Source organism: Streptomyces sp. NPDC047315, assembly GCF_040643215.1.
Lineage (GTDB): Bacteria > Actinomycetota > Actinomycetes > Streptomycetales > Streptomycetaceae > Streptomyces.
Genome location: NZ_JBEYTZ010000023.1, coordinates 149,980 through 162,276 on the forward strand (window position 1 = coordinate 149,980; position 12,297 = coordinate 162,276).

Genomic DNA, 12,297 nt, shown 5'->3' on the forward strand with positions numbered 1-12,297 from the left:
CATGAGTGACTCGGCACACCACCCCCGGCACTCCCAGCACCGCCACCACTTCTTCGACGCCGACGCGTCACCGGTGGTCCGCCCGTACGCCATGACCCGCGGTCGCACCAGCAGTACGGGTCAGCACCGGCTCGATCTGATCGCCCTGGTGGTGGCCGAACCCACCGCCCACCACCTGCACCACGACGGGTCGCTCTCACCGGAGCACGTCGACATCGTCGAGCGCTGCGAGCGCAGCCCGCAGTCGATCGCCGAACTCGCCACGGGTCTGGACCTCCCGGTGGGGGTCGTGCGGGTGCTGGTGGGCGATCTCGTCGAGGGCGAACTCGTCCACGTCTCCCGCCCCGTTCCGCCGGCCGAGCTGCCGGACGTGAACATCCTCCGTGAGGTGATCAATGGCCTTCGGGCGCTCTAGTGTCCGCAAGCCCGTCGAGCCGGTGGCACTGAAGATCCTGGTCGCCGGTGGGTTCGGGGTGGGCAAGACGACGCTGGTGGGCGCGGTGAGCGAGATCAGGCCGCTGCGCACCGAGGAGGTGCTGAGCGAGGCGGGGCGTCCGGTGGACGACACCGCGGGCGTCGCGGGCAAGACGACCACCACCGTCGCCATGGACTTCGGCCGCATCACCCTCCGCGAGGACCTGGTGCTCTACCTCTTCGGCACGCCGGGGCAGGAGCGCTTCTGGTTCCTGTGGGACGAGTTGGCGCAGGGCGCGCTCGGCGCCGTGGTGCTGGCCGACACCCGACGCCTCGCGGACTCCTTCGCCGCCGTCGACTACTTCGAGCGCCGGGGCATCCCCTTCACCGTCGCCGTCAACTGCTTCGACGGGGCGGAGCGGTTCCCCGTGGGGTCCGTGCGCGCCGCGCTCGACCTCGACCCCGGGGTGCCGCTGATGACGTGCGACGCCCGCGAACGCGACTCGGCCAAGCTGGTGTTGGCAGCGGTGGTCGAGCACGCCCTGGAGCGGGTCGCGTCCGAGCGCCGCCACGCCTCCGCCTGATGCCCGACCCGTGTCCTGCGGTCGTCAGCGGACGGCCACCACCGCCGACCCGTGCCCGAACAACCCCTGGTTGGCGGTGACCCCGACCCGGGCCCCGGCCACCTGACGTGCGCCCGCCGCCCCCCTCAACTGCCAGGTCAGCTCGCAGACCTGCGCGATGGCCTGGGCGGGCACGGCCTCCCCGAACGACGCCAACCCACCGCTCGCATTGACGGGTACCCGCCCGCCGAGCGCCGTGACCCCCTCGCGCACCAGCTTCGCCCCTTCGCCCGGTCCGCACAGCCCGATGTCCTCGTACCACTCCAGTTCCAGCGCGGTGGACAGGTCGTACACCTCGGCGAGCGACAGGTCATCGGGCCCGATGCCCGCCTCCTCGTACGCGGCGCGGGCGATGGACGCCCTGAACGAGCCGCCGCCGTCGGCCCGGACCGCCGTGGTCGAGTCCGTCGCGATGTCCGGCAGGTCGAGCACGGTCTTCGGATACGTCGGGGTCACGGTCGACACCGCCCGGATGCGGACCGGGTCGACCGCGCCGTGCCGACGGGCGAACTCCACGCTGGACAGCACCAGCGCCGCGCCGCCGTCCGAGGTGGCGCAGACGTCCAGCAGCCGCAGCGGGTCGGCGACGACGGGGGAGGCGGCGACCTCACCGACCGTGACGGCCCTGCGGTAGCGGGCGTGCGGATTGAGCGCGCCGGCCGCCGCGTTCTTCACCTTGACGAGGGCGAAGTCGTCGGTGGTGTCCCCGTACAGGGCCATGCGGCGGCGGGCGTACAGGCCGAAGTACGCGGGGTTGGTCGCCCCCAGGATCCGAAAGCGCAGCCAGTCGGGGTCGTCCGGCCGGTCGCCGCCGGCGGGCGCGAAGAAGCCCTTCGGGGCGGCGTCGGCGCCCACGACCAGCACTACGTCGGCGAGCGAGGCGAGGATCTGGGCGCGTGCGGTGGCGATCGCCTGCGCCCCGGAGGCGCAGGCGGCGTACACGCTGGTGACGCGCGCCCCCTGCCAGCCCAGGGCCCGGGCGAAGGTGGCGCCGGCCACGTATCCGGGGTAGCCGCCGCGCACCGTGTCCGCGCCGACGACGGATTGGACGCGGCGCCAGTCCAAGCCCGCGTCGGCGAGGGCGGCCCGGGCGGCGAGGGTGCCGTACCGGACGAAGCTGTGACCCCACTTGCCCCAGGGGTGCATGCCGGCCCCGAGGACCGCGACGTCCCGCTCCCCGCTCATGACGCCGCACCCACCGGACGCCAGTGCCAGGTGGTCCGTACGGCGCCCGTGTCGGGGTCCTCGTCCAGCACCCCGGGCACCAGCTCGACCTCGGCGCCCACCGCCAGGTCCGCCGTCGACACCCCGGGTGCGGCCTGCCCCAGCACCACCATTCCCTCCGCGGCCAACTCGACCGCGACGAGGACGTACGGCTCCCAGGGCGCGTCCGGGTCGGAGACGTACGGTGGCGGGGGACGGTAGCGGCCGTCGGTGTACGACCACACCGTGCCCCGCCGGGCGAGCGCGACCTGTGCCAACTCCTCACCGGCGCAGGCGGGGTTGCGGCAGAAGGAGTCCTCGCGCGGGAAGAAGACCGCACCGCAGTCGGCGCAGCGGGTGCCGAGCAGTCGGAACTCCTCTCCGTCGCCCAGCGTGAACCAGCCGGCCACCACGGGTGTGCGCGTCAAGGGTTCCTCCCGAACACGAGATCTGACGGAACGTCAGAAGTGTGCCACGGGTCAGCCGTTCTCGGCGAGCCACTTGGCGGCGGTCTCCGCCAACTCCGCGTCCCTGCCGGCCAGCATCATCCGGATCATCTGCGCGTCACCCCGCAGCGACCACGCCGGATGCCCGAACGTCGCCGGGTTGTTCCCCTCGATGAAGAAGTGCGCGGGCCACGCCGTGCCGTACCCGATCAGCGGCAGCGCCGCCAGGTACCGCCGGCGCCCGCGCGCGAGCCCGTACGCCGTGACCGCGAGCCCGGTCAGCGTGCCCGCGAGGTGGACCCACCGGGTGGCCGCCTTGGAGTGCATCGCCACGTAGTACGGCCAGAATTCCTCGTACGAATCGAAAGTCCGCTCCATGCCCGGCACCGTAAGCCCCCGCGGCGCCGTCGGCTACAGTCCGCGCGTGCCCCCGAACTCCCACTGCGCCGACTGCGGCGCCCCGTACGCATCCGCGGTCGACTGGCCGCGCACCTGCACGTCGTGCGGCGCCACGGCCTACCGCAATCCGCTGCCCGTGGCCGTCGCGCTCCAGCCGGTGCACGACGCCGACGGCACCGGACTCGTCGTCATCACCCGCACCGTGCAGCCCGAGGCGGGGAAGGTGGCGCTCCCCGGCGGCTTCGTCGACTTCCAGGAGACCTGGCAGGAAGCCGCCGTACGGGAGCTGCGTGAGGAGACGCGCATCGAGGCCGAAGCGTCGACGGTCCGGCTCGCCGACGCCCTCAGCAGCTCCAGCGGGCACCTGCTGGTCTTCGCCCTGCTGCCGACGCTCGCCGCGGACGTCCTGCCGCCGTCGGCGCCCACGGCCGAGACGACCGGCTGGCACCTGCTGCGCGCCCCCGACGAACTGGCCTTCCCCCTGCACACCGCGGCGGTCGCGAACTGGTTCGCCGGTCGCTACGCCTGACTCGGCGCCGTACCTCTACGGCAGGCCCCGCACCCGCACCCGCAGGCGGGGCGCGGCCGTGCCGTCCCCGCGGATCTGCTTCACCACCACGCGCCCCTTCGTCAACCTGGTGGCGTACCGCTCCACCTCCGCGCGCCCCCAGCCGTCCCCCCGGTCCGGCACCACGAGCCCTCCGCCCTTGCGCCCCTCCACCGGCGCCCACACCTCCAACTCCAGCCGCCCGTCCGCCCCCCGCACCGGCACGACCGAACCCGCGCGCGCGAGCACCGGCACCCGCGACAGCGGCGCCGCCACCTCCACCTGTCCCGGCCCGTCGTACGCCCGACCGGTCGCCGTGTCGTACCAACGGCCCCGCGGCAACCGCACCGTGCGCCGCTCCACCCCGCCCTCCAACACCGGAGCCACCAGCAGCGCGTCCCCGAGCAGGAAGGCGTCGTCGCACTCCCGCAGCGCCCGGTCCTGAGGCGCCCCCCACCACACCGGCCGCACGTACGGCGCCCCCGTCAACCGCGCGAGGTGCGCCAGCGTCACGAAGTACGGGCGCAGCCGCTCCCGCTCCACGAGCGCGGCGCGCGCGTGCCGCAGGACCTGGGGGCCGAACTCCCACGGCTCCCTGCGCCCCGCGTCGATCGCGCTGTGGGTGCGGAACAGCGGCAGGTACGCACCCAGTTGGAACCAGCGCAGATACAGCTCCGCCGACGGCACCGCGTCGAAGCCGCCGACGTCCGGGCCCGAGTACGGCACCCCGCACAGCCCGAGCCCCAGCACCAGCGCGAGCGAGGCCCGCAGCCCCGGCCAGTCGCTCGCCACGTCGCCCGACCACGTCCCGCCGTAGCGCTGCATCCCCACCCACCCCGAACGGGTGAACAGGAACGGCCGCTCCTGGGGGCGCAGCCGGCGCAGCGCCTCGTACCCGGCGCGCGCCATCGTCAGCCCGTACACGTTGTGCGCCTCGCGGTGGTCACCCCCGCGCCCCTCCAGCACGTGCCGCGCGGAACGCGGCAGCGTCATGTCCCCGAAGGGTGCGAACGACACGGGCTCGTTCATGTCGTGCCACACGCCGGAGAAGCCCTGGGCCAGGCGCTCCTCGTACCACTCGCCCCACCACTGCCGCACCTGCGGATCCGTGAAGTCCGGATACGCGCAGGCGCCGGGCCACACCTCGCCGCGCACCTCGCGCCCGCGCGCGTCCCGTACGAAGGCCCCGGCCCTCCGGCCGCTGTCGTACACCGCGTTCCCCGGCTCCGCCTTCACCGCGGGATCCACGATGGAGACCGTCCGCACCCCGGCGTCCCGCAACTCCTCGGCGAGCGCCGGCAAGTCGGGGAACCGCTCCCGGTCCACCGTGAACACCCGGTGCCCGTCGTAGTGGTCGATGTCGAGGTGGACCGCCGACAGCGGCAGGTCCCGCTCCCGGTAGCCGGCGACGATCCGGCGCACCTCCTGCTGGCTGCCGAAGCCCCAACGGGCGTGCTGCGGGCCGAGCGCCCACGACGGCGGCACCGCGGCCGGCCCCGTCAGCTGCGACCAGCGCGCCAGCACGCGCGCCGGGGTCCCCACGATCACCCAGCACCGCAGCGGGCCGCCGTCCATCCGCAGCACGCTGGTGCCCGGCCGGTCGTGCCCCGAGCCCTCGCCCTCCGCGCCCTCGCGCAGCACCACCCGCCCCTCCCACGTGTTGTCGTAGAAGGCCAGGTGCGTCCCGGCGTCGGCGACGACCACCTGCACCGGCATCGTGATGGACAGCGGATCGTCGCCGGGGCCGAACGAACCCTTGGGGTCGGTGTTCCACAGGCGGTACTCACCGCTGGGCAGCCGCGGGCCGGCGGCCCGCCCGCCGAGGCCGAAGAAGCGCGCGTCCGCCGCCACCTCGGTGCGCTGCACCCACCGCGCCGTGCCGCCCCGCACCGGCTCCCACCAGCGCGGCGGCAGATCCCGTCGCAACACCACCCCGCCGGGCGTACGGACCTCCACGGCACCGTGCCGGGAGACCTCCACCGTCACCCGTTCGGACACCACCCGCCAGCCGCCGTCCTTGTCCGGCTCCAACTGCGCCCGCGGATCCGCCTCGGGCGCCGCGCCGGCCAGTGCGTACGACGGCTCGGGGCCGGCCCCGTCCCACCCCCAGAACACCGCGCCCCCGGACGCCACCAGGATCCGCAACTCGGAGCGGGCGAAGCGCACGACGCCACCGCCGGGCAGCGGCTCCACGCCCGTCACCGAACCGGGCATCCGCGCCCGCTCCGCACCCCGCGCCGGCAGGCTGCGCGCATCGGCACGACGTCCGCGCCACGCCGACCGAACGGAGCGCAGCCCCCGGCGCGTCGCCAGGTTCCTCACCGAACGCACGAGCTCATGACCGTCCATGCACGTCAGCCTGCCACCCGGGGGCCCGTACACGAGGACCGTTCAACTGCCGTTCACCCAGGGTGACGCCACCTCCGACCGAATGACAGATCGGGTTCGGTCGCATCTGTTCTCATGCGCCCTCATCCGCTCTCATCTCCGACAACTTCTTGGGGATTCGATCAATACTGCTCAGACCTGTGCAGGTACGTACAGGCCCGTGCACGTCCGGACAGCCACCGCACCCGCGCCGCACCCGCACTGCGCCTGTGGCTCTCGACGCTCCGGCCGCTCTGGTGCGAAAGACGATCACGTGGCATCGTCCGTGTCAGCCCGTGCCACGGACACACCCCGCACCCGCACGGAGCCCCTTCACCGCCGCACCAAGCCTCAGACAGCACACGGCGCCCCACCCCTGACACCCAGGGCCGGGGCGCGGACCAGAGCCATCCGGGAGCCGCACCGTGACCCCAGCGAACGCAGCGCACCAAGCGACCCCAGCCGCCGCCCCCGCCCCGCTGTGGCAGCCGGACGCCGACCGGATCGCCGCCGCGAGGATCACCCACTTCCAGCGCTGGGCCGCCGAGCACCACGGAGCGCCCGCCGACGGCGGCTATCCGGCACTCCACGCCTGGTCCGTCGAGTCCCTCGACACCTTCTGGGGCGCGATCGCCGAGTACTTCGACGTCACGTTCACCACCCCCTACAGCCAGGTGCTGTCCCACCCCGGGATGCCCGGCGCCCGCTGGTTCACCGGCGGCACCCTCAACTACGCCGAACACGCCCTGCGCGCCGCCGACACCCGCCCCGACGCCCCGGCCCTCCTCCACGTCGACGAAGCCACCGACGACACCACAGGGCCCGCTGCGACCAGCTGGGCCGAGCTGCGCCGCCAGGTCGGCGCCCTCGCCGGCCACCTGCGCTCCCTCGGCGTCGCCCCCGGCGACCGCGTCTGCGCCTACCTGCCGAACGTCCCCCAGGCCGTCGTCGCACTCCTCGCCAGCGCCGCCGTCGGCGCCGTGTGGACCTCCTGCGCCCCCGACTTCGGCGCCCGCAGCGTCCTCGACCGCTTCCAACAGGTCGAACCCGTCGTCCTCTTCGCCGTCGACGGCTACCGCTACGGCGGCAAGGAACACGACCGCACCGCCGCCGTCGCCGAACTCCGCGCCGAACTCCCCACCCTGCGCGCCGTCGTCCACGTCCCCCTGCTCGGCACCCCGACACCCGACGGCGCCGACGGCTGGGCGGAGGTCACCGCGGGCGACCCCGGCCCCCCGACGTACGAACCGGTTCCCTTCGACCACCCGCTGTGGATCCTGTACTCCTCCGGCACCACCGGACTGCCCAAAGCCATCGTCCAATCTCAGGGCGGCATCCTCCTCGAACACCTCAAACAGCTCGCCCTGCACTGCGACCTGGGCCCCGGCGACCGGTTCTTCTGGTACACCTCCACCGGCTGGATGATGTGGAACTTCCTCGTCTCCGGCCTGCTCACCGGCACCACCGTCGTCCTCTACGACGGCAGCCCCGGCCACCCCCACGTCGGAGCCCAGTGGGCCGTCGCCGAACGCACCGGCGCCACCTTCTTCGGCACCTCCGCCGCGTACGTCATGGCCTGCCGCAAGGCCGGCGTGCACCCCGCGCGCGACCACGACCTCTCCCGCATCGGCTGCGTCGCCACCACCGGCTCCCCCCTGCCGCCCGACGGCTTCCGCTGGCTGCACGACGAGTTCGCCGCGGCCGGCGCCGACCTGTGGATCGCCTCCGTCAGCGGCGGCACCGACGTGTGCAGCTGCTTCGCCGGAGCCGTCCCCACCCTCCCGGTCCACATCGGCGAACTCCAGGCCGCCGGCCTCGGCACCGACCTGCACTCCTGGGACCCCGCGGGCCACGACGTGGTCGACGAGGTCGGCGAGCTGATCGTCACCCAGGCCATGCCCTCCATGCCGACCTCCTTCTGGAACGACCCCGACGAGGCCCGCTACCGCGCCGCGTACTTCGACATGTTCCCCGGCGCCTGGCGACACGGCGACTGGATCACCATCACGAGCCGCGGCACCGTCGTCATCCACGGCCGCTCGGACTCCACCCTGAACCGCCAGGGCGTCCGGATGGGCTCCGCCGACATCTACGAAGCCGTCGAACGCCTTCCGCAGATCCGCGAATCCCTCGTCATCGGCCTGGAAGAAGAAGGCGGCGGCTACTGGATGCCCCTCTTCGTCCACCTCGCCGACGGCGTCGCGCTCGACGGCGAACTGCGCACCACGATCAAGAACACCATCAAGGAACAGCTCTCGCCGCGCCACGTCCCCGACGACATCATCGAGATCCCCGCCGTCCCCCACACCCTCACCGGCAAGCGCCTCGAAGTGCCCGTCAAACGCCTCCTCCAAGGCGCCGCCCCCGACAAGGCGGTCAACCCGGGCTCCGTCGACAAGCCCGAACTGCTCGCGTTCTACGTGGAACTCGCCCGTACCCGGCACCGCGCCTGACGCCCGCTCCCGCCGGCGTTGTCAGTGGCGGTCGCTACGGTGAGTAGCCACTGATCGACGCAACGCGCTCGGTCGGACGTGCCCCTACGCACGCCCGGCCGAGGCACGCCCAGGGGGAGACCATGGCACCCGACACCACACCGACCGAGCACGGCGACCACGGTGACCACCGCGACGACCGTGACCGCGACCACCGAGACCACAGCAGTACGCCGAGGGCCCGCCGCCGTCCCCATCGACCCCGACGCACCACGGGCCGGCCGCGGACCCGGGCAGCGCAGCGGCGCGCCCTGCGCCGCGAAGTCCCCGGCACCGTCGGCGTCCTCACCGACGCCCACGACTTCCAAGCCATGCGCGGGTACGACACCTTCCCCTTCGACGACCACCCCGCGTACCTGCGCCACGTCGAAGCCCTGCTCACCTCCCGTGCCGCCGGCGGCCTGCACACCTCCGTGGCCCTCTTCGACCCCGACGACTTCGCGGAGTACTGCACCGACGAGGGCATCGCCCCCGACGCCGTCCGCAGTCGAAGCCGCTTCACCGCATCCGTCGCCGCCCGCGGCGACGCCCTCACCTACACCGGCCAACCCCTGGACGAACTGCTGCCCCGACTCATCGACAACGCCGTCCGCCGGGCCACCTGGGAGTACGCGGCCTCGCTCCTCGCCGACATCGGAGCCTGCGCCCACTGCGGCGAAGACATCGGGAAGGCGTCCTTCGACCGGGCGTTCCACCTGCTCAGCCGGCTCCTCGAAGCCGCCGGCCCCGGCGCACACCACCTCGTGTGCAGCGTCCTCGCCCCGGAGGAACACCTCCTCGCCGCCCTCCAGGCGGAGCGCGACGCCACCAGCGCCACCGCCCGCATCGACACCGTCGCGCTGACCGAGTTCGTGACCGTCCTCGCCACCGCCGTCGCCCTCGACCGCCCCGCAGGCGTCGTCCTGCGCACCACCACCGAGGAGGACGCCCCCGTCCGACTGCACGGCTGGCGGCTGCACGCGAGCAGCCTCGTCCCCCTCACCGAAGCCGAGGTCTTCAGCGCCTACTGCACCGACGCCACCACCGGCGAGCCCGTGTCCCCCGAGCCGAACGTGGAGTACCGCGCCGGCTTCGAGGTTCCCACGGACGACCCGGATTCCCACCGCTGAAGCCGAGTCGTACGAAGACGACGGAAGGGCCCCGCGCCAGCGAGGCCCTTCCCACACACAATCAACCAGCGAGCGCTACTCGCCCGACAGCACCGCCTGGGCAGCCGCCCGCGCCTCCTCGGCGGTGTCCGCGGCCCGCGCAGCGGCGGCAGCCCGCTCGCACTGCGCCAGCGTGTACTTCGCGAGCATCGCCCGCACGTACGGGATCGACGCGGCACCCATCGACAGCGACGTGACGCCCAACCCCGTCAACACGCAGGCGAGCAACGGATCGGAGGCGGCCTCACCGCACACCCCACAGCTCTTGCCCTCGGCCCGGGCCGACTCGGCGGACAGCGCCACCAGGTCCAGCAGCGCCGGCTGCCACGGATCCTGCAGGCGCGATACCGCACCCACCTGACGGTCCGCCGCGAAGGTGTACTGCGCCAGGTCGTTGGTGCCCAGCGAGAGGAACTCCACCTCCTGGAGGATCGACCGCGCCCGCAGCGCGGCCGACGGGATCTCCACCATGGCGCCGAACTTCGCCCGCAGCCCGGCCGCCCGGCACGCGTCCGCGAACGCCTTCGCGTCCGTACGGTCCGCCACCATCGGCGCCATGACCTCCAGGTACACCGGCAGGCCCTCGGACGCCTTCGCCAGCGCCGAAAGCTGCGTCGCCAGCACCTCCGGGTGGTCCAGCAGGGACCGCAGCCCCCGCACGCCCAGCGCCGGGTTCGGCTCGTCGGCCGGCGTCAGGAAGTCGAGCGGCTTGTCCGCGCCCGCGTCCAGCACCCGCACGACGACCCGGCCCTCCGGGAACGCCTCCAGCACCCGGCGGTACGCCTCGACCTGCTTCTCCTCCGACGGCGCCTGCTTGCTGTCGTCGAGGAACAGGAACTCCGTACGGAACAGCCCGACGCCCTCGGCACCGGCCTCCACGGCCGCCGGCACGTCATCGGGGCCGCCGACGTTCGCCAGCAGCGGCACCTTGTGCCCGTCCGAGGTGGCCCCCGGCCCGCTCGACGCCGCGAGCGCCGCCTTCCGCTCCGCCGCGGCCCGCTCCATCTCGGCCTGCTTCTCCGCACTCGGCTGTACGAAGATCTCGCCCGTGCTGCCGTCCACCGCGACCAGCGTGCCCTCGGCCAGCTCGCCGGCACCGGGCAGCGCCACCACGGCCGGCACCCCGAGCGCCCGCGCCAGGATCGCGCTGTGGCTGGTCGGCCCGCCCTCCTCGGTCACGAAGCCGAGCACCAACGTCGGATCCAGCAGCGCCGTGTCCGCGGGCGCGAGGTCCCGTGCGATCAGTACGTACGGCTCGTCGCTGTCCGGTACGCCCGGCATGGGCACGCCGAGCAGCCGCGCCACGATCCGGTTGCGCACGTCGTCGAGGTCCGCGACCCGACCGGCCAGGTACTCGCCGGCACCCGCCAGCAGCGCCCGGTAGGCGGCGAACGCGTCGTAGACCGCGCGCTCCGCCGTGCTCCCGACGGCGATCCGCCGGTCCACGTCCGCCATCAGCTCCGGATCCTGGGCCATCAGCGCCTGGGCCTCCAGCACGGCCTGCGCCTCACCGCCCGCCAGATTGCCCCGGGCGATCAGGTCGGCGGCCACGGCGTCAACCGCCTGACGGGCGCGCCCCTGTTCGCGCTCCGTGTCCTGCGCGGGGTTCTGCTTGGCGGGCGGCTCCAGCACCGCCGTGCCCATGTGCCGCACTTCTCCGATGGCGACACCGTGGCTCACGCCGACGCCTCGCAGGGTTGTCTCCATTTCACCCGTCCCCGGTCGAGCGGCGGCCCGTGCCGCCGCGGTGGATGTCGTACCGGCCGTGACCACGGCCTACGGACGTCATGACGACGTCACTGCCAGGAGAAGAGGGAGTCCCCCACCTTCACGTCGCCGCTCTCGACGACGTCCGCGAGCGCATCGGCCGTGGCCTCCAGCGCCACGATCGGACAGATCGGCGACTTGCCGGCCTCTTCTACGGCGACGGGGTTCCAGCGCACCATGGCCTGACCGCGCGTGACGGTGTCGCCCTTGTTGACCAGCAGCTCGAAGCCCTCGCCGTTCAACTGCACGGTGTCGATGCCCAGGTGCACCAGCACGCCGTGCCCCTCGCCGTCCACCACGACGTACGCGTGCGGATGCAGGGAGACGACGACGCCGTCGACGGGGGACACGGCCTCGGAGGGCTCACGGACGGGGTCGATGGCGGTACCGGGACCGACCATCGCGCCGGAGAACACCGGGTCCGGCACCGCGGACAGTCCGATGGCACGTCCGGCGAGCGGGGACGTCACTGTGGTCATGGGGCCTCCCAGGGGTGGAGATTCGCCGCACCCCCGTGACTGCTCGTAGGGGGCGGCACACTGTTCAGAAGCGTATGTCAGTTGAAGTCCTAGTTCCGCCCGAAAGCTACCGGGTTGACGGACCTAGAGGGCCCCCGGAAACGATTTGCCTCGCTCTCCGGCGCCAGGTACTGTCGTACCCCTGCGTGACCCCAACGCGACGTCGAGTCGGGGGTCGGCAGCAACCTTTCAAGCCGAGATCCTAACTGGTCTACACCTCTGCCTGCCCGCAGGGGATGGTCAGAGGGACAGAAAAAGCCTGATAAGGTTTGAAACATCGAAGGGAAAAGCCCGGAGGGTCCTGGAAGGGACTCGAAGGAAGCGTCCGTTCCTTGAGAACTCAACAGCGTGCCAAAAGTCAACGCCAGATATG

Annotated in this window: 11 protein-coding genes; 5 read left to right on the forward strand and 6 right to left on the reverse strand. The window is 73.0% G+C overall.

Annotated features, from left to right (window positions below; translation table 11 throughout):
- Nucleotide 1 precedes the first annotated feature (1 nt).
- Both ABZ842_RS25660 and ABZ842_RS25665 read left to right on the forward strand, forming a co-directional pair.
- The gene (locus ABZ842_RS25660) at nt 2-415 is read left to right on the forward strand and encodes a DUF742 domain-containing protein (protein WP_361541072.1); all 414 of its coding nucleotides are present in this window, start codon (nt 2-4) and stop codon (nt 413-415) included.
- Complete coding sequence (locus ABZ842_RS25665; protein WP_361541075.1) at nt 396-998, forward strand: ATP/GTP-binding protein; 603 nt, start codon at nt 396-398, stop codon at nt 996-998. Before ABZ842_RS25660 ends, ABZ842_RS25665 begins: the two co-directional genes overlap by 20 nt.
- A 24-nt stretch (nt 999-1,022) precedes the next feature.
- Here ABZ842_RS25665 and ABZ842_RS25670 read toward each other — a convergent pair whose 3' ends face one another.
- From ABZ842_RS25670 to ABZ842_RS25680, 3 genes are all read right to left on the reverse strand, one after another.
- A complete protein-coding gene (locus ABZ842_RS25670) occupies nt 1,023-2,222 on the reverse strand; it encodes a lipid-transfer protein (RefSeq protein WP_361541078.1) in 1,200 nt (399 codons plus the stop codon).
- A complete protein-coding gene (locus ABZ842_RS25675; protein WP_361541120.1) occupies nt 2,219-2,650 on the reverse strand; it encodes a zinc ribbon domain-containing protein in 432 nt (143 codons plus the stop codon). The genes ABZ842_RS25670 and ABZ842_RS25675 overlap by 4 nt, the downstream gene beginning before the upstream one ends.
- A 69-nt stretch (nt 2,651-2,719) precedes the next feature.
- The gene (locus tag ABZ842_RS25680) at nt 2,720-3,064 is read right to left on the reverse strand and encodes a DUF962 domain-containing protein (RefSeq protein WP_361541081.1); all 345 of its coding nucleotides are present in this window, start codon (nt 3,062-3,064) and stop codon (nt 2,720-2,722) included.
- Here ABZ842_RS25680 and ABZ842_RS25685 point away from each other — a divergent pair.
- Complete coding sequence (locus ABZ842_RS25685; RefSeq protein WP_361541084.1) at nt 3,063-3,614, forward strand: NUDIX domain-containing protein; 552 nt, start codon at nt 3,063-3,065, stop codon at nt 3,612-3,614. The two genes, ABZ842_RS25680 and ABZ842_RS25685, sit on opposite strands and share 2 nt — an antisense overlap.
- A gap of 15 nt (nt 3,615-3,629) precedes the next feature.
- Here ABZ842_RS25685 and ABZ842_RS25690 read toward each other — a convergent pair whose 3' ends face one another.
- Nucleotides 3,630-5,981, reverse strand: coding sequence for a glycoside hydrolase family 31 protein (locus ABZ842_RS25690; protein ID WP_361541087.1), 2,352 nt, complete (start codon nt 5,979-5,981; stop codon nt 3,630-3,632).
- Between the two features lie 443 nt (nt 5,982-6,424).
- On the opposite strand from ABZ842_RS25690, the gene ABZ842_RS25695 reads away from it, so the two are divergent.
- Nucleotides 6,425-8,452 carry an acetoacetate--CoA ligase gene (locus ABZ842_RS25695; RefSeq protein ID WP_361541090.1) on the forward strand — a complete coding sequence of 676 codons (2,028 nt, stop codon included), beginning with the start codon at nt 6,425-6,427 and terminating at the stop codon, nt 8,450-8,452.
- Nucleotides 8,453-8,574: 122 nt separating this feature from the next.
- Nucleotides 8,575-9,600: a hypothetical protein gene (locus tag ABZ842_RS25700; protein WP_361541093.1), complete on the forward strand. Its 1,026-nt coding sequence runs from the start codon at nt 8,575-8,577 to the stop codon at nt 9,598-9,600.
- Nucleotides 9,601-9,675: 75 nt separating this feature from the next.
- Here ABZ842_RS25700 and ptsP read toward each other — a convergent pair whose 3' ends face one another.
- Both ptsP and ABZ842_RS25710 read right to left on the reverse strand, forming a co-directional pair.
- A complete protein-coding gene (gene ptsP / locus ABZ842_RS25705; protein WP_361541096.1) occupies nt 9,676-11,346 on the reverse strand; it encodes a phosphoenolpyruvate--protein phosphotransferase in 1,671 nt (556 codons plus the stop codon).
- Nucleotides 11,347-11,435: 89 nt separating this feature from the next.
- Nucleotides 11,436-11,885, reverse strand: coding sequence for a PTS glucose transporter subunit IIA (locus ABZ842_RS25710; protein ID WP_361541099.1), 450 nt, complete (start codon nt 11,883-11,885; stop codon nt 11,436-11,438).
- Between the last annotated feature and the right edge of the window lie 412 nt (nt 11,886-12,297).